This window comes from Thiothrix caldifontis, from assembly GCF_900107695.1.
Classification (GTDB): Bacteria; Pseudomonadota; Gammaproteobacteria; order Thiotrichales; family Thiotrichaceae; genus Thiothrix; species Thiothrix caldifontis.
The window spans coordinates 40,316-63,075 of sequence record NZ_FNQP01000003.1 but is presented as its reverse complement, the minus strand read 5'-3'; the positions used below and the strand labels follow the sequence as shown (position 1 = coordinate 63,075).

The 22,760-nt window shown below is 50.5% G+C and carries 24 protein-coding genes; 6 read left to right on the top strand and 18 right to left on the bottom strand.

The window, feature by feature from the left end; genetic code table 11:
* Positions 1-61 precede the first annotated feature (61 nt).
* The 6 genes from BLV87_RS02955 to BLV87_RS02930 form a co-directional block, all read right to left on the bottom strand.
* Positions 62-940 (bottom strand): hypothetical protein, encoded by an 879-nt coding sequence (locus BLV87_RS02955; RefSeq protein WP_093065256.1) that lies wholly within the window; start codon positions 938-940, stop codon positions 62-64.
* Positions 927-2,153, bottom strand: a complete 1,227-nt coding sequence (locus BLV87_RS02950) for an AAA family ATPase (protein ID WP_093065254.1) — start codon at positions 2,151-2,153, stop codon at positions 927-929. The genes BLV87_RS02955 and BLV87_RS02950 overlap by 14 nt, the downstream gene beginning before the upstream one ends.
* Positions 2,154-2,155: 2 nt before the next feature.
* Positions 2,156-3,643: an FtsK/SpoIIIE domain-containing protein gene (locus BLV87_RS02945; protein ID WP_093065252.1), complete on the bottom strand. Its 1,488-nt coding sequence runs from the start codon at positions 3,641-3,643 to the stop codon at positions 2,156-2,158.
* Positions 3,644-5,701: a DNA sulfur modification protein DndD gene (gene dndD / locus BLV87_RS02940; RefSeq protein WP_093065250.1), complete on the bottom strand. Its 2,058-nt coding sequence runs from the start codon at positions 5,699-5,701 to the stop codon at positions 3,644-3,646.
* A complete protein-coding gene (dndC, locus tag BLV87_RS02935) occupies positions 5,698-7,071 on the bottom strand; it encodes a DNA phosphorothioation system sulfurtransferase DndC (RefSeq protein ID WP_093065248.1) in 1,374 nt (457 codons plus the stop codon). The genes dndD and dndC overlap by 4 nt, the downstream gene beginning before the upstream one ends.
* A gap of 97 nt (positions 7,072-7,168) precedes the next feature.
* Complete coding sequence (locus BLV87_RS02930; RefSeq protein ID WP_093065246.1) at positions 7,169-7,555, bottom strand: HIT family protein; 387 nt, start codon at positions 7,553-7,555, stop codon at positions 7,169-7,171.
* 65 nt (positions 7,556-7,620) lie between these two features.
* Between BLV87_RS02930 and BLV87_RS02925 the strand changes: the two genes are divergently transcribed.
* Complete coding sequence (locus BLV87_RS02925) at positions 7,621-7,842, top strand: DUF433 domain-containing protein (RefSeq protein WP_093065244.1); 222 nt, start codon at positions 7,621-7,623, stop codon at positions 7,840-7,842.
* Positions 7,843-8,057: 215 nt separating this feature from the next.
* The gene (locus BLV87_RS02920; RefSeq protein ID WP_139282114.1) at positions 8,058-8,510 is read left to right on the top strand and encodes a PIN domain-containing protein; all 453 of its coding nucleotides are present in this window, start codon (positions 8,058-8,060) and stop codon (positions 8,508-8,510) included.
* A gap of 325 nt (positions 8,511-8,835) precedes the next feature.
* On the opposite strand, the gene BLV87_RS02915 is transcribed toward BLV87_RS02920, so the two are convergent.
* The 3 genes from BLV87_RS02915 to BLV87_RS02905 all read right to left on the bottom strand — a co-directional run bounded on the left by BLV87_RS02915 (position 8,836) and on the right by BLV87_RS02905 (position 11,899).
* Positions 8,836-9,315 (bottom strand): cupin domain-containing protein, encoded by a 480-nt coding sequence (locus BLV87_RS02915; protein WP_093065240.1) that lies wholly within the window; start codon positions 9,313-9,315, stop codon positions 8,836-8,838.
* Positions 9,312-9,893 carry an RNA polymerase sigma factor gene (locus BLV87_RS02910; RefSeq protein WP_093065238.1) on the bottom strand — a complete coding sequence of 194 codons (582 nt, stop codon included), beginning with the start codon at positions 9,891-9,893 and terminating at the stop codon, positions 9,312-9,314. The genes BLV87_RS02915 and BLV87_RS02910 overlap by 4 nt, the downstream gene beginning before the upstream one ends.
* A gap of 146 nt (positions 9,894-10,039) precedes the next feature.
* On the bottom strand, positions 10,040-11,899 hold the full coding sequence (locus tag BLV87_RS02905; protein WP_093065236.1) for a hypothetical protein: 1,860 nt from the start codon (positions 11,897-11,899) through the stop codon (positions 10,040-10,042).
* A gap of 167 nt (positions 11,900-12,066) precedes the next feature.
* Between BLV87_RS02905 and BLV87_RS02900 the strand changes: the two genes are divergently transcribed.
* From BLV87_RS02900 to BLV87_RS02890, 3 genes are all read left to right on the top strand, one after another.
* Entirely contained in the window at positions 12,067-12,795 is a 729-nt protein-coding gene (locus BLV87_RS02900) for an adenosylcobinamide-GDP ribazoletransferase (protein WP_093065234.1), read from the top strand.
* A gap of 128 nt (positions 12,796-12,923) precedes the next feature.
* Positions 12,924-14,498: a hypothetical protein gene (locus BLV87_RS02895; RefSeq protein WP_093065232.1), complete on the top strand. Its 1,575-nt coding sequence runs from the start codon at positions 12,924-12,926 to the stop codon at positions 14,496-14,498.
* 33 nt (positions 14,499-14,531) lie between these two features.
* A complete protein-coding gene (locus BLV87_RS02890; RefSeq protein WP_093065230.1) occupies positions 14,532-15,356 on the top strand; it encodes a hypothetical protein in 825 nt (274 codons plus the stop codon).
* Between the two features lie 6 nt (positions 15,357-15,362).
* Here BLV87_RS02890 and cobO read toward each other — a convergent pair whose 3' ends face one another.
* From cobO to BLV87_RS02855, 7 genes are all read right to left on the bottom strand, one after another.
* Positions 15,363-15,968 carry a cob(I)yrinic acid a,c-diamide adenosyltransferase gene (gene cobO, locus BLV87_RS02885; protein ID WP_093065228.1) on the bottom strand — a complete coding sequence of 202 codons (606 nt, stop codon included), beginning with the start codon at positions 15,966-15,968 and terminating at the stop codon, positions 15,363-15,365.
* Positions 15,965-16,360: a CZB domain-containing protein gene (locus tag BLV87_RS02880; RefSeq protein WP_093065226.1), complete on the bottom strand. Its 396-nt coding sequence runs from the start codon at positions 16,358-16,360 to the stop codon at positions 15,965-15,967. The genes cobO and BLV87_RS02880 overlap by 4 nt, the downstream gene beginning before the upstream one ends.
* Before the next feature lie 127 nt (positions 16,361-16,487).
* On the bottom strand, positions 16,488-17,579 hold the full coding sequence (gene modC / locus BLV87_RS02875; protein ID WP_093065224.1) for a molybdenum ABC transporter ATP-binding protein: 1,092 nt from the start codon (positions 17,577-17,579) through the stop codon (positions 16,488-16,490).
* Positions 17,576-18,256: a molybdate ABC transporter permease subunit gene (gene modB / locus BLV87_RS02870; RefSeq protein ID WP_093065222.1), complete on the bottom strand. Its 681-nt coding sequence runs from the start codon at positions 18,254-18,256 to the stop codon at positions 17,576-17,578. Before modB ends, modC begins: the two co-directional genes overlap by 4 nt.
* A gap of 2 nt (positions 18,257-18,258) precedes the next feature.
* Positions 18,259-19,038, bottom strand: a complete 780-nt coding sequence (modA, locus tag BLV87_RS02865; protein WP_093065220.1) for a molybdate ABC transporter substrate-binding protein — start codon at positions 19,036-19,038, stop codon at positions 18,259-18,261.
* A 43-nt stretch (positions 19,039-19,081) separates the two neighbouring features.
* Positions 19,082-19,666 (bottom strand): TOBE domain-containing protein, encoded by a 585-nt coding sequence (locus BLV87_RS02860; RefSeq protein ID WP_217629923.1) that lies wholly within the window; start codon positions 19,664-19,666, stop codon positions 19,082-19,084.
* 197 nt (positions 19,667-19,863) lie between these two features.
* A complete protein-coding gene (locus BLV87_RS02855) occupies positions 19,864-20,232 on the bottom strand; it encodes a winged helix-turn-helix domain-containing protein (RefSeq protein ID WP_245706888.1) in 369 nt (122 codons plus the stop codon).
* 19 nt (positions 20,233-20,251) lie between these two features.
* On the opposite strand from BLV87_RS02855, the gene BLV87_RS02850 reads away from it, so the two are divergent.
* The gene (locus BLV87_RS02850; RefSeq protein WP_175517817.1) at positions 20,252-20,524 is read left to right on the top strand and encodes a hypothetical protein; all 273 of its coding nucleotides are present in this window, start codon (positions 20,252-20,254) and stop codon (positions 20,522-20,524) included.
* Positions 20,525-20,536: 12 nt separating this feature from the next.
* On the opposite strand, the gene moeA is transcribed toward BLV87_RS02850, so the two are convergent.
* Positions 20,537-21,787, bottom strand: coding sequence for a molybdopterin molybdotransferase MoeA (gene moeA / locus BLV87_RS02845; RefSeq protein WP_093065219.1), 1,251 nt, complete (start codon positions 21,785-21,787; stop codon positions 20,537-20,539).
* On the bottom strand, positions 21,784-22,734 hold the full coding sequence (locus tag BLV87_RS02840) for a tRNA dihydrouridine synthase (protein ID WP_093065217.1): 951 nt from the start codon (positions 22,732-22,734) through the stop codon (positions 21,784-21,786). The genes moeA and BLV87_RS02840 overlap by 4 nt, the downstream gene beginning before the upstream one ends.
* Positions 22,735-22,760 lie beyond the last annotated feature (26 nt).

The following is a 22,760-nucleotide window of genomic DNA, read 5'->3' as shown; positions in this document are numbered from 1 at the left end:
TGTTTGCCCAATAAGCTAGGTGCAGAGGTTATCAATTGATGTTCACCTCTATACGGCATATCTACAGATGGCTTGAGCTTATTGAATCAATATACGTTGCTATTTCAATGGGTGCTGGGTTAATTCGCTCCGCAAGATGATAGCGTGGGTCATCCATAATTGCGTGAATTTGCTTCCAACGATTAAGCAATAGCTTTCCATCAATGATACGTAGCAGACCGTGATATTGATCGAGTAAATCTGAGCTACTGTTCGTAAATGTTGCTGCCTTTGATAGATTGGCTTCGTAAGGCTCTATATCATCGGGCGTGTTCAATAATTTTCTTACTTCAAGATCAACTGCATCACGTTGCTTATTTTTGTATGGATTGTTTATTTCCCGTTTACGCTGCGAATGTCTTAACAGATTTAGCCCAGCCAATGGTATCAATGCATCACAATGTTGGAGCAGTTCAGAAGTGACTTCATGAGTTGGACGTTCAGCGCGACCTTGCTGATGGGAAGCTAAATGCCGCTCCAGAGCATGAGGCTCCAGCAAATAGCTTTCCATTTCCCAGCGCAGTAGGACATTAATATAGTCGCCGAACGGTTTAGCGGCGAGAAAGACTTCATCATCCGTTTCCCAAACCAAATCCCATAAGTCAGCAGATTTTACAGAATCTCTGTCTACAATACCGTAGGATTCAATCCCTGCACTGCGGTCATGCTCAACACTCTGCCTTACCGCAGTGCAGCCATTCATATTTGCATTGCCATCACTACCCGGCTTAAATGCCAGTTTTCTCAAATAATCACGAAACCAGTAATTCTCATAGAGATTTACATCTGCTTCTGACTCAAGGTAAACAATCCGCTTGCCAGCGTAACGGCTAAATAAAATGTCATCGTCAGTAGTAACTGTGCTGGTTGCCGCCCGTTGTCTGCTTTTAAGACTCTGCACTGAGTTGCTCCCTCATTTCCTGCATGATTCGTTGTGCTTTAGCTTCTTCTTCGGCGGTTTCAAGGATATACGCACCTTTCACCAGATTCTTTTCTGTCAATTGTGGGGCAAATGCCTTCATAACTTCCTGAGTATGCGTAGTAACAAACAAAGTGAAGCCGGGATAATGCTTCTGTGCCATTTTCATCAGCTCGAACATAAGCTGGAAACGCCAGGTTGTATGCAGATGAGTTTCTATTTCATCAATGAAAACAATGGTGTTACCTGTCATATGAATGCCAAGACGCAAGAATATTTGCAGAAGGCTCTTCTCACCACTGCTCATCTGATCAAGACGATGAGCTTGTGATTGCCCATCTACAGTAACGTCAGCCAACAAGGTACGTTTGTTGACATCAGTAATTTTCTTGTTGGACTCACCAAATACTCGTTGATTAATGATTGATAAGGCTTCTTTGAAGCGTTCTTCGTCCAACCATTTCAACCAAACCAATAGATTATCTAATGACTGATCCCACAACTGCCCTTCTGTAGAAAAGGTATGGGTTGGTTTGTATCCCCAATTGTTGGGGCGATCAATACTACGTTGGTCAATATTCGCGGGCTTGGGAATATTCCGGTATGCCGAGAAGTAAAGCAGTGTCGGGTAAGTGAGTGATGCATCTTCAAAACCATGAGGTTCTGTTTCTGTATTGTCTTTTTCCTGTGCTTTGCGGAGTAGTGAATTAAAATCATGTATCCATGAGTTATCAGGAAGATTTTCTTTAGTGGTGGTTAACATCTCAATCCGACCAGAATCTGTCCGTCGGAAGCCAAAGCCATACCACTCACCAGCACCAACTCGCGTGAGTTCTTGTTGATTCCATGCCTTTAAGAAATTATTGCCAATAAAACCGGCGATCAGTGACAGTACCCACACTTTGTCAACACCATCACGCTGGGTACGAACCAGAATATCCCATTGCGCACGTCCTTTGCCGTAGTCCAGCGGCTCGAAGCCGAAGCTTTCTAGTTTGGTCTTGCCCAGCATGTTCATCATAGCGACCATCAGCTCCAGCAAGGTGGTCTTGCCACGTCCGTTTTTGGAGGCAAACAGGAAAACATTACAGGGTTCTTCGTTCACATCGGTGAAATCGAACTCCTCCAAGCGTTCCTGAAACGGCCCTATGCGGTCAACCGTCAGGAAGAGTGGTGAGAACTGTTTGATCTGCATGGCTATTTCCTTGTCATTTTGACTAGTTGGGCAATATCGTCAGCATTAATATTAACACCATGCAGCCTCAGAACATTGCCCCCAACCAAACGAATTAACATATCACCACGACCAGTGAGCTTTTCCGCACCTGTTTCGTCCAGAATGATGCGTGATTCAGCAGCAGTACGGACAGTCAGAGCAATACGGCTGGGAACATTGCTGCGTAGCAAGCCACTGAAGGTGTCAGCATCAGGGCGTTGTGTAGCCAACACGAGGTGAATACCCGTTGCGCGGGCTTTTTGCGCAAGCCGTACCAAATAGGTTTCCGTGTCTTGTGATTCCATCAACAGAGCGGATAATTCTTCAACAAATACAACAATAAAAGGAAGCTGGATGACTTGCTTGGTTAAGCCCTCTTCCAAATCCCGCACGCCTGCATCGGCTAATACTTGTTCCCGACGCTCCATTTCACCCGCTAGTTCTTTGAGTAGCTTTAGTGCGGCTGGTGCATCTGTCACTAAACCTTCAGGAGCAAGATGGGCTAACTGCTTATACGCCGTAAACTCAACTCTTTTGGGGTCAATCAAATAAATTTGAAGTTGCGCAGGCGTGCAACTTTGTACAAGTGAAGCAATGAGAGCGTGCAACAGGACACTTTTTCCGCTGCCCGTTGTGCCTGCAACTAACAGATGCGGTGCTTTTGCCAGATCAAAACTGTACGGTTTACCCAAGACATCCACACCGGGATAAACAGGCAGCAAGAACGTTGTACTTTTCCCTTGTTCTATCCAACGGCTTTGTTCATGGAATCCTTGGGAATGCCAAGATGAGGCAGGACGTGGTACATCCAATCCGATCACTTTAGGTTGGTTGGTTTCGTGGGTGAAAATTCCTTGTTCTTGCAAGCCTAAAGAAAATGCCAATGTATCCAGATTCCGCTTCAATTTGCTAAGGTCATTGGCATCAGGCAGATGCAGCATAAAACGGGTTAAACGAGATCCATCTATGGTTTCCTTGATATGTCCACGAACACCTATTTCTTCTAGCATTTCCAGTAAGGGTAGTGGGGCAGCATTTCTATCCTGCTGCTTTGCTGTATTAAGGTTGCTGAATAAGGATTGATACAGGTACTCATGGAAATCGTGTGACTCTCGCCAACTCGTGCGAAATTCATCTAAACCGCGCCGGATGTGACGTTGTAACAAACGGATAAACATTTCCTCATCAGCAAACAAATCTTGTTGATGGTAGTTGCTTATTAACAGACGATAGAGATCAGTAAAATTTTCATCATCAGGCTTGCCTTCTCCACAGACTTGCTCCAGTGAGTATTCTTTGCCGTCACTAGTTCCAAAGTCATAGTGTTCGCCCGGTGGCGTGGTCATTTTCAGAGAGCGTGCCAATGCCAAGCGCAATATTTGCCATTTATATCGACCTGCCAACAAACCTTTGCGTTGAACAAGCTCAATGGTTCTCTCATCATTAAGACTTGTATTTACTTTAGCCATTTAATACATAGCCTCATCTTTTATCGGTTGCGTATGTGCGCCATCTTGGCTATTTTCCAAGCGATATTCTCTATAGATATATTGTTTAAGTCGATGGTAATCCTCTGCAATAATTTCAGAGTCTGTAGGTAGTAAAATAATTTGTCGTCCTAATGCAGGATAATACTGTTCCAATAAGTTGATACGGTGTAATCGGTCAATTCGCGCAAGCGGTGTGTCAATAATGACAGGAGCTTCTTTTCCTGAAACATCCTTCAACGCCCATAACAGAGCTTGAGCAACCAGTTGCTTCATCCCAGACGAAATATTGGCCATACCAACCAGTTCGCCATGTGCATTTTCATAAGAGAGACTGAAATTTTCATCAACTTTGATTTTGTGGATCAAGTGATGTGATGTCATCAACGCATTAAAACGAATATTAATCTTTTCTTCAATTTGCTCACGCCGCCGCTTCTTTAAGTCTTGCTTGTAGTCACGATAAATCGTTTGTAGTTTCTGTGCCAACTCCAATTTTTCTTGGCTAGAGCTTAGTTGACGCAGTTTGGTATCTTGTGTTTTTACTGCTTGCTGTTTTTGATCAACCATTCGTTGAGCTTGCTTAATAGCATCTTCTTTTTGACCAATAGCTTTCAGAATTTCATCACGCACTGCTTGCAGTTTACCAATTTCTGCTTTGTGTTCCTGAAATTTTTTCTGTTCGTCTTGGTCAAGACTGCTGACATCATCCAGCTTTTGCTGGATTGTACGCTGTTGGCGTTTTAAATCACTGATGCTTTGACTTTCTCGTCCTAAACGCTGACGTTCTGTATCTGCTTGCAAGAAAAACTGGAGGCGTTTAAGTAATTTGGTCGTCCGAACGCTATCCAGCTTGAATTTCAAACCTGAACGTTCAGTCACTGGCATTGGTGCATATAGCTTTTCATACATTGATAGCAAACCAGCCAGTTTTTGCTGAAAGAAGTTTCGCTGATCCTGATAAATATCGGGATACGGTAGAGGTTCTTCATGCAATAGTTTTTGTGGCAGTTGTTTCTTTAATTCTGACAGCAGTTTACCAATAGGGCTTTCTGTTTGTTTCGTTAAATGAGAAAGGCTTTGTTCAGCCGATTGCAGCAATTCAGGCACTAATAGTACCGGCGCAATCGGGGTGAAATCATCAGTGAACTGTTGTGTTTTCTGCTCCAACTGCTTTCTTATTTCGTCTACCTGAGTTGTCAATCGCGTCTCATCTTCTTGTAGAGCGAACGCACGTTTTGATTGAATATAACTTTCAAGATTTTTAATTTTGTAGGTGTATTCTTGATTTTGCTCTTCCAGAATCCGTACTTCTGCCTGAAGTGCTTCATGGGTTGCGCAACTAATCTGCAACTCACCGTGAAGCTTATCCAGCTCTGCCTGTTCTATTCTGGCTGAACCTTCTCGTCGCCAATTTGAAATGTTTTTACCAATATACTCATCCAACAGGTCAACTGTTGCTATATCAAGAATTTTCTCAATTTGTTCTAATTGGCGGGTACGGTTAGCTTCAGCAAGTGTTTGTACTTGCTCCCCATCATAAATAAAAAATGGTAAAAGATGGCGAGGTAAAATATTTTCAAGAAATGCATCTGCATCTTCCTGATCAGTAATGCTGTGACCATCGCTGAACGTAATTTCTAGCAAACCATTATCGGTATAGTTTTCTTGATGTATTGGCCAAAATCGGCGCACAGATGCTTTTTCGCCGCGCTCAGTCCATTCTAATGTAATGGAGAAGTCTCCATCAGGTTCTGCCTTGCGAGCTTCAGTATTCAGGATACCTTGCCATTCATTTCCAGCACCTTGAATATAATCCTTTGGGCGTAATTTTCGACCTGTTTGCACAGTAGAAAGCATGGCATCACTCGTGCCTAGGAACAGCAGTTTGACACTATTGATGAAACTGGTCTTGCCATAGCCATTACGCCCATGAATCAGGGCAATATTCCGCCGAGTGTCTGTTGCAGGACTCAGGTCAAATATTTGCTGACCCCGATAGGAGAACAGGTTGCTGATGATAACGCGATCAATAATCATGAGTTGCTTTCCATCACCTGTGGGATGGCTTGGTTAATTTGGGTTGTTGCTTTGGTAATAAACTCGCCTACCTTCCGTTCCAATTCAGCTTTTGCCCCCCAACGCCCCATGTCACCCTCAGCCTCTCGACCAAGTTGCAACAAGGACTCAAGCAATTCAGATGGCAGGTCATTTTCAATTGCCAGTTTTTCAATGATGTCTTTTTCTATGCTGACAGCTACGGGCATAAGACTCTCCAATGCAGGGACTTCCCGACCAAATGGTTTGACGAGTTCAGATACACTTTGATTTGAATAATCGAAGTCACTAATCCACTGCTGCTGAATATATGCCAGTTCTGCATCAGAAATCAGCTCAAAACCCGTTTTTCTTTCCGTTTCGAGCAATTTTTTCAAGAGCATTTTTCTTGCATCAGGTTTGAATGGCCCTAACCCTACTTGATTGTTCCGCCGTACTGGACTCCGATAACTTTCGTTTTCACGCATTTCCTTCAGCCAGTTGCGAAATTGGTAGAGAGGTTCCAAACGGGTTTCATGTAGCAGGAAACCCTGCATAGATTTATCTTCTTTAACAACAGTACAAGTCCAGCACCCAAAGCGGCTACCACCACAGGATGGAGTGCTTAAGTCCAGCACAACCGGACATTCGTTGCTATTAGCTTGGCGGTATAATGCCAACATTTCATCATGGGATTTACCCCAAGGTGGTGGGTTAAATGTGTAGAGGTATTCCCACACTTCATCCGTTGTCCAGTTAGCAACGGGTTTGGCAACGAGGGCATTAGGGATCTCATGGTGTGGATTGAGTTGGCTCTCGTTCTCGGATATAGCCAACATGCGCTTTTTGCGGTCACTACTTTCATCAAGGCGTGTGCCTAACAATAGAATGACACTACCGTGGACATGGGCAATAGACTCGATAGCCCGTCGTGACGGCTTGATTTTCATGTAGCTGGTACACCAACGAAAATGTCGTGTTGGTGGTGGATAGCCTCGCCCAATCATTTTCCCCCAAAAGCTCTCTGCCGCAGTCGGCTCAACCAGTTGCACATGAAACGGTAGCCCCCCTGCTTGCGCATTAGCATCAATGGCATTCAGCGTATCACGTACATACTTTGCAACATTAGGAGACTCAACGCGCGTGTCTGATGAAAGGACGTAAACAGGCTTCAGTGCTGCACAGCCTTTAGCTTGCAAGGAATTTACGGTTTCATATACCAACTGCAAAACCAATGTAGAGTCCTTGCCTCCAGAAAAGGCAACAACCCAAGGACGTTCGTCATCAAGATAGAGTTTTTCCAGATACGACAATGTAGATGAGTATTTCTCATCTAGCGTAGTTGGTATGATTTTTGGTTTTGTTTGGGTCATGAAAACAAGTCATTGCAGGGAAAAAAGTGTCATTAGAGCAAAAGAACACTGGTTTGGGTAGCGATCAGTTTCGATCAAGGTGAATTCAAATAAATAGCTAATCCCAATACACCGCCTTTTCAGGAAAAATCCACCGCACGCCACCACGCGGATCTTCCTGATCGCCCACATAACGCGGCATCACATGCACATGCAGGTGAAACACGGTCTGCCTTGCCGCTTCCCCGACATTCACCCCGATGTTATAGCCTGCGGGCTGGTGTTGGGTATCCAATTGCTGCTTGGTGATATGCAGCAATTCATGCAAAGCGTTGAATTCTTCAGCCGTAAGTTCAAACAGTGAAGCCACATGACGCTTCGGAATAAGCAGCGAATGCCCCAACGACACTGGAAAACGATCCCGGATCACCACATGAAACGCATTTCCCGCCACAATATCCGCCGCCGCGAGTTGGCAGAACGGGCAAGATCGTGCAGTGGTCATGTGATTACTCCTTATGTTACTGTTTCAGCAAAGTCGGAAACCCCAATACTCAAGTGGGTTGTAACATGACATCAGAAAATTTGTTAAGCCGCATCACGGTTGAAACAGGCAAATGTGGCGGTCGCCCTTGCATTCGCGGCTTGCGTATCCGTGTACAAGATGTGCTGGGGATGCTGGCGGAAGGCATGGAAACCAGAGAGATTCTGGAGGACTACCCCTATTTGGAAGCAGCCGATATTCGTGCCGTGCTAATGTATGCCGCTCGCCAATTCCGTTCTCCTATTTGACCGTTATTTACAATACACCGCCTTTCCACAGCCGTGAGTGCAAACCAGTGAAGCCACATGGCGTTTTAAGCTGAGGAAAACTGGGCATTGTAGTTACGGTTACAATATCCTATCATAGAAACACGACTCTCCCCTTGACCGTTTGGCTAGGTCAAATGCTCTTGGGGCGGCAAGCCGCCTTCGGGCGGCTTTGTCATTTCTGGAGAATGGATATTTTGCGAACCATCGTTTTCATTGACGGCTACAACTTGTATTACGGAATAGTACGGCACACACCTTACAAGTGGCTGGATATTTTCAAGCTGTTCCAAGAACGCCTGTTGTTGCCAGAAACAGAATTACTGGAAGTGCGTTATTACACCGCGCCGGTATTGGGTTCGTTGTGCGATGATCCCGCATCCCCCCAACGCCAACGGCAATACCTACAAGCATTACGCAAATTACACCCAGAAAAGATTGCTATCTTTGAAGGGAAACTGGTTAAAAGCACTCCGATTCTGCGCCTTGCAGAACCGATTCCGGCAGCACCAGAATTGACGATGGCAAGGGTTATCACGCTGACTGAGAAAAAAACCGACGTGAAATTCGCCAGCATTGCCCCGCTGTGCGTGTGGGTTTGGTCACGCCGATTGCCAGCTCGGAACATCGGCATATCTGCAAGGAACTGAAAGCCTTATCCCATTGGGTGAAAGTGCTTAAGTTGGACGATATGGCACAAGCACAATTGCCTCATAAGATACCCGGAACATCCATTACCAAGCCAAGCAGTTGGTAAATTTTCGCCGCAATATCCGCCGCCGCGAGTTGGCACGCAAACACCGCCAGCTTACCCAGAAACTGATCAGCGAACGCACCGGTATCAGCCCCATCACGAGGTATCGGGTCTGCCCTTCGACTACGCTCAGGGCACGGGTCAAAAACTTCCTAACCTTTCCGCGTGTACATAGCCAAAAAAGTGAAAAACCTTAGCCAATAGGCAAACACAATGCCACTTTAAACCGGCAATACACCTTTCTGAAACACCAACGCGCCGGTTTCTGTCCGCAACTTGCCATGCAACACACCTTTAGCGGCAAAGTGGTAATCACCCGCCTTGAGGTGCAAGTCCCCCAGCCACATTTCGCCTTCGAGCATAATACACTCTTCATCGTAAGGGTGCGGATGCCCCGGCATTTCAAAGCCCGGTTCTAACCGCGCCAAATACGTGACCACAGGCGAATCCGCACTTTGGTGCAAGATTTTGATTGCTGCACCGGGAACAGCCTGTAGCCATTCCCCTTCAGCCGCCCGAATGGTTTGGAAACCCGGTGTCAGGCACGCGCTTTCTGCCGCCACTTTTTCCAGCACAGCCGTGCGCATCCGCAGCTTCAGCGCGGCTGGCACGGTCGCACTGGCGTGGTGTTCTGCCAATAATGCTGCCACGTCCGCGTCCAATGCGTCTGTCATTACGTTGTTGTCGTCATTGCTGTTCATGACACACCTCTGTCTGGAAAAGAATCCGCTAAGGCGGCGCGTAAAATCGCTTGCGCCCGCCGTAACTGTGTTTTGATTGTCCCTAACGGTTCGCCGGTATGCGCGGCGATTTCCTGATGGCTCAAGCCCCGATAAAACGCCAATGCAATCAATTGGCGTTGCGGCGCATCCAATAATTGCAAGGCGGTTTGCAAGGCACTGTCGGCTTCCACCGCCAAGGTTAAATCGAGCGGGTTGGGCGTATCGGGGTCGGCTGCCTCGAAATCGTCGCTCAATTCCACCTGCTGTTTGGTGGTGACAGACTCTTTGCGCAGCGCGTCAATTGCACGGCTGTGTGCCATCATCAACAACCATGCCAGCGGGGTAGCACGTTCGGCGCTGTAACTGCCCGCTGCCCGCCACACTTGTAAATACACATCGCTGACAATCTCTTCCGCCAACGCCGGATTCGCGGTGACTTTGAGCGCAATGGCGTACACCCTGCCCACGGTTGCATCGTAAAAATTGCCCAATGCCTGTTGATCACCCCGCTGTACTTGTGCCAGCAAAGGGTAGAGTTCGGCCTGATCGTGTGCCATTCATGCTCTCCCGCAAAATGATTTTGTGAGTCTAGCACAGGGTATTGCATCCCAAATTGTAAAAAAATAAGCCTGACGGATCAGGGGGAATCCAGTCAGGCTGTAAAACCCCAGCCCTACAGCCAGGGGAGTGTGTTGCGGAACGCTTATGGTTGAGTGGTACGGCTACGCAAGTATTCGGTCAACGCTTCACGCCCGGCACTGCCATCACCATTGCCCAGATACGGCCCTAATTGCAGCTCACCCGTGGCACTCAAGCCCGGAAAGTAGAACGGATGCGGTGACTCCGTGCCGCGTGCGGGGTCAAGCAGTTTGTTCAAACCGGCAGCAGCGGTTGCCCCACCAACCGAGCCGTCATGCAGGAAATCATCCTTGGCATTCAAGTCCAGCAATAACGGTTTGGCGTAACCCGGTTTTGACCCCGGCGCACTCACTGGCTCGCCGCGAATACTCGCATCCAACACCACCAGTGACAGGTCGTAATTCGGGTCAGCCCCTGCCAGCGTTTTCTGGATATTCGTAATGCCTTTGTCCGAACGATCCAGCAAGGTCAGCAGATTATTGCTGTAAGGGCGGTACAATTGTTCGAGTGGGCGCACAAAACTTTCCACCGCCTTATCCGGTGCAGTATGGCAGGCAATGCAATTTGCCCCACCCGCTGTGCGTGGCATCATGAAAATCTGTTCGCCCAACGCCACTTTTTCAGGATTCAAACCCGCCGAAGCAGCAGGCGATTGCAATTGATCGGTGTACGCCCGCAATGCCTGCAATTTGCTCTCATCCACCCGCAAACCCACCGGGCCAGTCGGCGAACCTGCCGCGAGACCTGTGGCATTCGCGGTGACAAACGGTTTGATGGCATCGGAAGTTGTGGCATCGGGAATCACATGAGTCGCCCGCAACACCGTTTCATAGCGTTCAGCAATTTCATCCCCCACCGGCCCTGCGAGGAAGTTCAGAAAAGCACGCCCGTCTTTGGTCAGCAAGCTGGTCGGGTCGAGTGCCACGGTGTACACCAGATTGTTGAAATCATCCAGCTTCTCAAACGCGCCACTGCTACCCCACGGCGCGGCAAGGTCGGTGCGGAAAAACGGCGGGATGTAGGTGGCATTGCCGATACCATCCGGGGTCGCGTCAAACGAGCTAATCGGGTAATGGCGCAAACCTTCAGCGGTCATGCCTGTCAAGTATTCGCGGGCAGCGGCGGTTTGATCCGCAATCGAATCGCTGCTTTTAATACCGGCGAAACTGCCACGCCCTAGGGTTGCATCGCCTAGCGCGTCATACGAGAGTTGCAGGAAGGGCAAATACGCCAGCGGGTTTTCTGCCGCTGCAAAAATTGCCCCAACATCCAGCTTTTCTGCAATCACGCCATCGACTTGCTTGCCAACCGAACCGGGGCCTGCAAACCCCACAGGCACGATGGAGTTATCGGTAGCGGCATGGCACAAGGAACACGATACCCCAATGCGGTCGCCCACCAGTGGGTTGAAAACACTGTCATTTGTGAACGCGGGGTCGCTGCCCAAGGGTTTGCGTTTGCCTGCCGCATCGAAGGGTACAACCCCGATGACTGCACCTTCATTGATCAAGGCAAGGGTGACTTCGGGCTTTGCCAGCACGGTATCGCTGGGGGATGTGCCTGCCTTGATTTGATCCAATGCGCCGGCTAAGGCGGTGGCTGTTCCCGGCGATAGGGCTTCGACATTCACGTTCAGCCCCAGATTCAGGGCATCCAGCGGGGTGACACCTGCGCCCGCCAAGCCTTGCGGCAAGCGCATCGCATCCGTCCAGAAACGTTCATTGCCGAAGGTTTCGTAGCTAAACACGGTTTTGCCCAAGGCAACGGGGGAAACCGCCGGGGTTTCTGGTGTGGCAGTTGTACCGTCGCTGGCAGCAACCGAAGTACTGCTACTGTTATTACAACCGGTAAGCAAGGCAGCCAGCAACACACTGACCCCACTGACCAGCGGGTAAGGGGATGATTTTAGGCTTTGGCTATTCATGGTGGCTCTCCAACCTCTCATTGTCATCGTGATTAAGCGGCTTGTTACAAACCTGTCTTGGGGTATTACGTGGCAAGTGAGCAACTGGATTGCGGTTTTATCATTATCCTCCCCTTTTTTTATTTGATGGCTTATGCTGATACCTGAGTCTTTGAAACGAACCCCTGATGCGCACACACTTTTTTCTGGCGATTGCCTTCCTCACCCGTCTCCCAGTCCCCGATCTGGGCAAACTGGAAGCACCTGACTTTGGTCGGGCAGCGCTGTTTTATCCCTTGGTGGGTTTAGTGATCGGTGGTTTGCTGTGCGTGCTAGGGCTGGTCTTTCCCCATGCATCGCCGTTATTGCTGGCAGCCATTCTCACCGTGCTGTGGGCAGCCATTACCGGCGGGCTGCACCTAGATGGCTTGGCAGACAGTGCCGATGCATGGCTCGGTGGCTTTGGCGATGTGGAAAAAACCCACCGTATTCTCAAAGACCCGCTAGTCGGTGCAGCCGGGGTGATTGCTTTGGTCGGCGTATTGCTGTTGAAATTTGTCGCGTTAAGCGTATTGATTGCACACCAACAATGGCTGGTGATCGTATTTGCCCCGCTATTAGGGCGTACCTTGATCCTGCTGCTTTTTTTAACCACGCCGTATGTACGCTCTGGTGGCTTGGCAAGCGCGGTGACGCAACATTTACCACGCCAGACAGCCTGGTGGATCACGGCGGCTGGTTTACTGGTCGGAATCACGGTCTCCACCGCTGGCATCCTCCTGATGTTATTAGGATTTTGGTTATTACGCCGCCTGATGTTGCAACGTTTACATGGCTGTACTGGCGATACTGCTGGGGCAAGCGTAGAAAGCGGGGAAATGTTATGGCTGACAGGTGCAGCATTGACACTGAGTTAAAGCAGAACACAAAAAATAAACGGCACATTTTTCCTAACGAGAGGTCTATTTTACACTAGAATTAAAGAATACAAACTGTCACACCCAACTCACAGGACGGGTGAAAATAATACTTGGGGAGTTCAACCATGCCACAAACCACCACCAGTAACACCGATAATCGCACCATTGTTAAGAACAAAATTCTGGAACTGAATAGCTTGGCAAAAGACGCTGACACCAAAATGCGTGAAGCGCTAACAGCCCGTAACCAAGCCTCAGCCACGCTTTGGCGTGAACGCCGCGATTATTACAACGCAGAATCCAAACGCTTAACCGAATGGCTGAATACCCCGCCCGCTCCCAGCATGACCCCTGAAGAAATCCGCAAACGCCTGAATGAACTGCCGTATAAAATACAGTACGCCAACAAAATGTTAACAGAATACCAACGCGTTAATAATGCGGCAAAAATCAACGAATGGGCACGTGAACTGCAAAATCTCGAAGCCGAGCAAGCTCGACTGAAAGCCATAAATACCACAACGCCTTCCCCCGTTACCCCACCACCAACACCCGTCCGGCCTGCACCTGTCACACCAACCCCGGCACAGCCTACGCCCGTGACGCCTGCACCTGCCACTCCGCCACCTGCCACGAACAGCAACGACTTTATCAGCAACTTAGCGGACACCTTCAACACCAACGGCAATCAGGATTACGCTCACAATGCCATCCTCAAAGAATTATTGGAAGGCAAATACAGTGCTGCCAAGATTCCCGCCAATGATCCCAAAACAGCGGCTTACACGGTCGTCAGAACCAACAATAGCGCCCCCTTGCACTGGATTCGCAACCAAACCCAAGCCCAAGATCTGTATAAACGCTTACCCGTCGTCAATGATCAGGAGAAACGCCGCTTCCCCAGCCTGAATCTGAGCGGGCGACGCATGGGGCAAACCTTTTTCATCCGCGACTTTATGCAAGTCAACAGCCAAGGCAATTTAACGGTGGGGGACTTAATCGCCGTGGATGACACGGTGTATTCCCTCTTTGCCCAAGACTTTGACAAATTGGTCAATAGCATCAACCAATACCAGCAGCAACGCGGACGCACCTACCGCGTATTCCCGTTCCTGCGCATGGCGCACCGCGATGCTTTTCAGTTAATCCCCGACCGTACCCCGGACGGTATCGACCGTTATGGCGGAGCCGTCATGAGTAATGTGAGCATTACGGGCAACTTGCTGTACTCTGACGGCGCGTTGCAAGGCATATTCGCGTCGGATGGGGCATTCCGCAACCTGCATATTCGCAATAACCATCTGCAAATTGGCGGGCAACACACCATTTCTATCAGCGGGATGTTAAACGGCTCTATCCTGGGGAATACAGACATCCACAACCGCCCCTTAGCGGATGATAAGATTGCCCTGTATCCGTTGCGACTGGGGGGAGGCGCTAATATTTATATCATTGGTTTCAAGAATAAAACCGCCATCAACCCAACAGATACCCGCTATTATCAGTACGACACGATTCTCGGTGTGCCGCCTGCTCGCGATTTCCGCCGTCAAATTCAAGCCAGTGGGCGCTGTTACCGCGACGTCGATATGGTGGAACTGCATACCCTGTTAAAACGTCAAAATCCGCAGACGCCCACGCAATGGCAGGCTATGATGGATACCCTGGTACAACGGGGTTTTGCCCAAGTCGCCACTTAAATTATCGAATTATCACGGAGGATAATAAAACGGATGGTGTGTAACCTAAAAACGCTCATTGCATTCATGATTACCCTGAGCACCTGCTTCAGCGTTAACAGCTTCGCAGAACCTCAGGAACAAGCCATCAAACTGGGTAGCAGTTGGTACAGAGCCGCCTTTGAAACCCGCTTTCCGCCTGCGATTCCCTCGCTACCCGATGCGAATGGTTGGGTGGTGCTCTACAAAAACAAGGCGGACTTAATGGGGGAACAACACGACAATGTATTCCGCCCGATAACACCAGCGCTAAACGTGGCGTTGTCAGCCGAGACCACACTCAACCCATTCCGCAAGCGCTACCCCGATTTCTACACGGAGGTGAGTAATCGCAAGCGTTTGGATTGCCCGGTGTTAGGCGTTCCCTTTGAGCTGGATGATAAACCCACCACGCAAGAATGGGTCGTCGCCTTTTCCGCCATCCAGTGCCTGAGTGATGATGAAAGCGTCAAACTACGGCAGGGCGATACCGAAGCGCATTACTGGGTCTTGCAAAAACGGGCGAACGGTCAATACCGGGTACTGGCAGAAGGCGATGGCAGCCTGCACGTGGTCAATCACTACAAGGAGCAAGGCTACAAAGAAATCCGCACCCGTTTGCTGTTAAACCGTGCGTTTCCTAACGATGAGCTGCAATGCGGCGGCGCAGAATTCACTTGGCGCTACCGCAACACCGGCTATTATTTAGCGGATACTGAAATCATGGCGCAAGATTGCCAGCTTCTGCATTTTCCCGAACTGACCGGTGAGGCTTGGCAGTATGCGTATGACGAATACGCACGGCGTGCCAAAGTGTTAGTGGATCAGTGGGTGAAGTAACGTTACTTATAAATCAATGCCTTGCTGTGCCTTGATGCCATCGCGGTAAGCATGTTTCACATCCGCAATCTCAGACACGGTGTCAGCGAAATCGCGTAAGGTTTCGCTGGCTGCCCGCCCTGTTACCACCACGTGTTGCATGGGCGGGCGGGCGCTGATGTCATCCAACACCTGATCCGCATCCAAATAACCGTAGTTCAGTAAATAGGTTAATTCATCCAATACTACCAAGTCATAACGGGGGTCAGCCAACATGCGCTGCGCCACCGCCCAGCCACGTTGTGAGGTGGCAATGTCTTGCTCACGGTTTTGCGTTTCCCAGGTAAAACCGTCGCCTAACACATGCCAGTCGCAACCTGCTTGCTTGCCGAAAAACGCTTCTTCACCGGTATCGGTACGGCTTTTGAGAAACTGGCAGACCCCGACTGTCATACCATGCCCTAACGAGCGCCCCACCATGCCAAACGCCGAGCTGGATTTGCCTTTGCCGTTACCCGTTAGCACTAACAGCAAGCCTTTTTCCTGATCGGCGCGGGCAATACTGGCGTCAATCATGGCTTTTTTGCGTGCCATGCGGGCTTGGTGGCGGGTGTTTTTATCCGAATCAGTCATGCTTGTTCTGCGCTAATGGGTTGGGATTTGACTTTGCCTGAGACACCATCCATCTGCAATAAGAGATTCACCAAGGTATTGGAAAGCTGATGCATCTCCGTGAAGGCGCGGCGCATTCCGATTTCATTGCCGTCGAGCTGACAGCGCAAGGCTTCATCACTGGCTAGATGGAAACGTTCGTGTGGCACAAATAACGCATTGAAAAGTTCCACCATTGACTCACCGTATGCATTCGCCTCGCGTTGCCCTTCGCCATATAACCACCCACCCAAGGAACACATACGGCAAGTCGTTGGCTCAAAGTGATTAGATCCGTCTAAACGCCCTTTCATTTGGCGCAAATATTGTACGTGATCATTCAAACGTTTGAGAAAAAACGCTTTCTTTTCCATCTAGTAGCCCCTTCATGTTCTTGCAACATGATTAATCATTAATCTGATTGATCGACATTACACTGATAGATAAAGAGCGTCAAATGATAGCAGTAACGGCGGAGTAACAGCTTAGTAACAACGATTTTCACACAATCGCGGTCGCCTTGATCTGCGCAAACACTGCCATCCCCACCCGCAAGCCCATCACACTCGCCGATTTCTGGGTAATGTGTGCCAGCAATGGCACGCCGCCTAGGTTCAAACGCACCATCACCTGCCCCGCCACCGGTTGCGCCATACCGGTAATGCTGGCGGGCAACACGTTGAGAATGCTGGTTTGCGCCGGTTGTTGCAGCGTCAAACTGACATCGCGAGCATCAATGCGCAAGCGCAACGGCGTACCCACGGCGGTTGCCTGCTGGTAGGGCAAACTGATCACGCCCCCGGCAAAACCGACGTGGCTGAGGTGAAACTCCGGCTCATGATCCCACACTTTCACCTGCAACACGCTGGAGGCTTCTTTTCCTTGCGCCATCGGCGAATCCAGCCGCGTCAACACCTCCGCCAATGCGCCCGAAGCCACCACCCTGCCCGCTTCCAGCACCACCAGATGATCCGCAAGCTGGGTCACTTCCTGCGGTGAATGCGTCACGTACAAAATGGGAATATCGAGTTCACGGTGCAAGTGTTCCAAAAACGGCAAAATCTCCTGTTTACGCTTGAGATCGAGCGCGGCAAGCGGTTCATCCATCAACAACACTTGCGGCTTGAGGGCAAGAGCACGAGCAATGCCAACCCGCTGGCGTTCTCCACCGGAGAGTTGCGCGGGGATTTTGTCCAGCAAATGCCCAATCCCCAGCATATCCACTATCGCCGCCAGTTCCGCGTCATTGGCAGCTTGCACGGCACGTTTGCGCCCGTAATCCATATTCTTGCGTGCGCTCAAATGCGGAAACAAGCTGGCTTCCTGAAACACATACCCCAAGGGGCGTTGGTGCGTTGGCAAAAACACGCCCTGCGCGCTGTCTTGCCACACCTGCCCGCGCACTTGCAGGAAACCGCTGTCCGGGCGTTGCAACCCGGCAATGCAGCGCAACAAGGTGGTTTTGCCAGAGCCGGAATGCCCGAACAATGCCGTTACGCCGCTCCCCGGCAACTGCAAATCGGTTTCCAACTGAAAGCCACTAAAAGCCAGTTGGAAGCGGGCGTGTAAGTTATCGTGTGGTGTATTACTCATATTTTTGACATCCTGATCCCACGGTTAAGCGTATACATCAGCAACAACACGATGAAGGAAAACACCACCATACCGCCTGCCAGCCAGTGGGCTTGCGCGTACTCCATCGACTCCACATGGTCGTAAATCTGTACCGACACCACGCGGGTTTTGTCGGGAATATTGCCACCAATCATCAACACCACGCCGAATTCACCCACGGTATGCGCAAATCCCAAAATGCAGGCGGTGAGAAAACCGGGGCGGGCTAGTGGCACAACCACACTAAAAAACGTATCCATAGGTTTTGCCCGTAACGTCCGGGATGCTTCCAGCAAACGCATGTCGAGGGCTTCAAACGCATTCTGGATCGGCTGCACCACAAACGGCAGCGAATAGAACACCGAAGCCACCAGCAAACCACTAAAGGTAAATGGCAATGTTCCCAGCCCCAATGAATGCGTTAATTGTCCAATCGGCCCTTTTGGCCCCAAGGTAATTAGCAGGTAAAAACCCAGCACGGTGGGTGGCAATACAATCGGTAAAGCCACCACCGCACTCAAGGGAGCTTTCCACCAGCGGCGGGTATGCGCCAGATGCCACGCCAACGGCGTACCAATCAGTAGCAAAATCAGGGTAGTAAGGCTGGCAAGTTTAAACGTCAACCATATTGATGACCAATCACTGGCGGAAAGCATGATCACTTCTCCTTGGTAGCTGTTTTTTCAGGCAAACCGTAGCCGTAACTGCTGATGACAGTTTGTGCTTCTTCTCCCTTCAAAAACTCCAGCAAAGCCTTGGCTGAGGCACTGTCCTTGGCACTGCTGAGCAATACTGCATCCTGGGATAATGGCGTATACATATCCTGCGGCACGACCCACGCCGAACCGCTCTTGAGTTTGCCCTCTTTTTGCACCTGCGACAGTGCCACAAAACCCAGTTCTGCATTGCCAGTGGAAACAAAATCGTAGGTTTGGGTAATGTTTTCACCCGTCACCAATTTGGGGGTAATGGTGTCGGTAATCCCCAGCTTCCCAAAAATCCCCATCGCTGCTTCACCGTAAGGCGCGGTTTTAGGGTTGGCAATCGCCAAGTGCTTGAAGTCGCCTTTAGTCAATACTTCGCCTTTGTCATCCACATAACCCTCGGTACTGCTCCACAACGCCAGCTTGCCGAAAGCGTAAGTAAACTGGCTATCAGCTTCTGCCATCTTGGCTTCAACCAGCTTTTTCGGGGTCTTGCTATCGGCGGAAATGAATACTTCAAACGGTGCGCCGTTTTCGATCTGGGCGTACAGCTTGCCGGTTGCACCGGCGGAGATTTTCAAATCATGTCCGCTGGCAGCTTTGAATTTTTCCGCAATGGCTTCCAGCGGCTTGGTGAAGTTGGAGGCAACGGCAACTTGCACTTCATCTGCCCAAGCACTGGCGGTACTGCAAGCGATGGCGACGGCAAGCAGGGTTTGTTTAAACAGTTTCATGGTGAGTTCCTTAAATGGCTAGTGAGGGGAAATCGGTTGGTTATTAGTTGGATACGGCTAGGATAATGTGCGATGCCTTGATCAGGGCACTGGCTTTGTCCCCGACTTTCAGCTCCATATCCTGCACGCTGTCGTTGGTAATGATGGATGTGACGGTTTTGCCACCGGGCAATTCGATGATGACTTCGGCATTGACCGCGCCTTCTTGCAAGCTGACGATCGTGCCACGCAAATGGTTGCGGGCGCTGGTTTTGATCTTGCCGTCGTCTTTGGCGAGGACGATCCACGGCGCTTTGACCAGTGCGTAGGCTTGCACACCGGGGGCAAGGCCGAGGTGCTCAACGCTGTTATGCGTAATGACGGCAACGAGTTCGTCACCGCCGCCGATGTCGAGGATGACTTCGGAATTGACCGGCCCGTTGGTCACTTTGGTGACAGTGCCTAAGAATTGGTTACGGCTGCTAGTTTGCATATCGAATCTCCTTATTAGTTGAAAATATTGCTCGAAATTGTCCGCCACCTGCCCTAATTGGGAGAGGATGCGGGCGTGTTCCTTTTCCATGTGGCGGTAAACCATCACCATGCGCCGCCCGTAAGCCGTCAGGTTGGTTCCGCCGCCGTGTTGCACAAGTTTCCGATTTTCAAATCCTGCATAGCAAAAGCCATGCCATGAGAATAATCTTAATATTTTCAATTATTTGATAAAATAACCATCTGTCGCAGACCTAACAAATTTCATAATCCTGCTGGATTTACTACGTTATGTTGTTGTAGTGCATAACCATTTCGCTATTTCCAAAAAAACATAACGAGTGGCAAAAAATTTTACAGGGTCAGGGATTCAGAACGCTTTGCCAGAAAAGCGTCAAAATCAGCGCGGACTGCATGGTAAAGCGCAATGGCTTTTTCGCCCGTCTCGGTAAGGCTTGCGCCGCCGCCGCCCTTCCCCCCCGTGGCACTGCTGACTAGCGGCGTGCGGCTGTGGGTATTCATGGAATTAACTAACGCCCACGCTTGGCGATAGGACATTTCGATGGAACGTGCCGCCGCGCTGATGGAGCCGTGTTCGCGGATACATTCCAGCAAGGCAACACGGCCTTGACCGAGGAAGGTTCCTTGAGGGCTTTCGATCCAAAAGCGTCCGCGTAGGTGGTAGGTGTTGGGTGCTGTATTCATGGTTTCGTTATGTATCATAAAACATAGCGGCTATGCAATGGCACGGATGTTGATGCACAAGGACATTTTCCGCCACAGCTCCACCCGCCGCACCATCACCCGCTTTATGTCGGCAATCCTGATTGCGGTGTCGATCGAGGCGTTGCTGCTGATGTTCAAATCGGTGCTGGGCGACGGCGAGATGTTGGCAGGCGCAGTGGAAATGATGTTCTCGGCGGCAGGCTTGCTGGTTGCACTGGGGATGTATGTATTCCTGGGTGCAAAAGCGGAAAAGGCAATGGTGGAATTGCGCCAGAGCAAACCAGATTAACGGTGATAGACATCACATCAACCCCTCAAAAGGGATAATCGTCACAGACGTACCAGCCGCCACATTGCCCCACTCCAACGGTAAGACAATAAAGCAATTGGCTTGGCTCATGGAACGCAACACATGCGAACCTTGGTTGCCAGTAGTGCGCACATGCCACTGCCCAGTGCTGTCACGCTCCGCAATACCGCGCTGGTAATCCTTGCGCCCTGGTGCTTTTTTCAGTGGCGTGTCGCAAATAGCCGGGTATTCCGGTACGAGTGGCACGCTTTCACCCCGTAATGTAAGGATGGCAGGGCGCACGAACAGCAGAAAAGTCACCATCACCGATACCGGATTACCCGGCAAGCCGAAAAACAGGCAATCGCCCAACGTCCCAAAAGCTAACGGTTTGCCCGGTTTGAAAGCGATTTTCCAGAAATTGACTTGCCCCAAACGTTGCAGCGTATCAGACACGTAATCGGCTTCACCAACCGATACCCCGCCACTGGTGATCAACACATCAGCCGTTAATGTGGCTTGCTGGAATGCCTGCTCCACCGCTTGTGGGGTGTCACGGATAATGCCCATGTCGATCATGTCCACATCCAGCGTTTGCAGCATCGCGTGTAGGGTATAGCGGTTGCTATCGTAAATCTGACCGGGCTGTAGCGGCATACCCAAGGGGGTGAGTTCATCGCCCGTGGAGCAAAACGCTACCCGTACCCGCCGCCAGACCGTCACCGTGCTAATGCCTTGCGAGGCAAGCATACCAAGGTCAGCGGCGTTGAGCTTGCGCCCTGCTTCGAGCAAAATATCACCGGGTTGACTGTCCTCACCGGCATAACGCACGTTTTCACCCCGCTTGAGCGTGCCGGAAAGCCGGATGGTGTCACCGTCGCGTTGCACGTTTTCCTGCATGACCACACTATCGGCTCCCGCAGGCAGAACTGCGCCCGTCATAATGCGCACGCATTCACCTGCCTGCACTGTGCCAGTAAACGGATGCCCCGCAAAGGCCGTGCCGATGACGTGCAATGACGCCCCGCTATCCGCATGGCGCAAAGCGTAGCCATCCATCGCAGAATTGGTGTGTGGCGGTACTTGCATTTGTGCACGGGCAGGTTCAGCAAGGATGCGCCCGGCAGCTTGCATCAGTGGTAAGGTTTCGGTATCACGCAGGGCTTGGATGCTATCGAGCACGCGGGCTTGCGCCTGTTCGACAGCAAGTGTGCCACTGGGCAGCGTGTCGCAAGAAGTGGTGACGTTAGGCTGGTCGGTCATGGGTAACTCCCGTGCTTGAATTGCTTGTTAATCTCCGCCATGTCCTTCATCCGCTTGATTTGCTGGAATAGGCTTTCAGCTTCCGGGTATTGGCGGCGTAAATAGGTAAACCATTGTTTGACGAAACTCACGGCGTATTTCGGGGCGCGTGCTTCCAACTGTGCAGCGTAATGCTGCACCAACGGTAACACCGTTGCCCAAGGCATGGGAGTGTAAGCTTCGCCTGCGTATTGGGCGTGAATTACCCGTGCCAAATCGGGGAAACTCAACGCGCCCCGACCCAACATTAAATCCACACAACCGCTTTCTGCTTGGGCTTGCTGCGCATCAGTACCTGACCAGATTTCGCCGTTAGCAATCACGGGAATGCTGAGCCTGGGTTTCACCTTGCCGATTTCTGCCCAATACGCCGGGGGTAAGTAACCGTGTTGCTTGGTGCGGGCGTGAATACAGAGTTCGGTTGCACCCGCCGCCTCCACACCGAGGGCAATGTCTTCAAACAAGCTGCTGTCTTTGAAACCGAGGCGGATTTTCGCGGTCACGGGAATCTGTGGGCTAACGGCGGCGCGTACTGCCCGAATAATGCCGTGGACGCGCTCCGGTTCACGCAATAATACCGAACCGCCATCGCTGTTGTTAACCGTTTTGGAAGGGCAGCCGAAATTGATGTCGATGCCGGGTGCACCCAAGCGTTCCAGCGCATGGGCATTCAGTGCCATCACGTCGGGATCGCCACCGAGTAATTGCACATAAACAGGGGTTCCTGCGGGGGTTTTACCACCTTGGCTCAATTCAGGGCAAGCACGGTGGAATACACGGTTGGGTAATTGCCGGTCGACCACGCGCACGAATTCGGTCACGCAACGCGCGTAACCGCCAACACGGGTCAGCAGATCGCGCATGGTGTGATCCATCACGCCTTCCATGGGGGCGAGGATTAAGCGCAAGGCAGTAAACCTGACAACGGGTATTC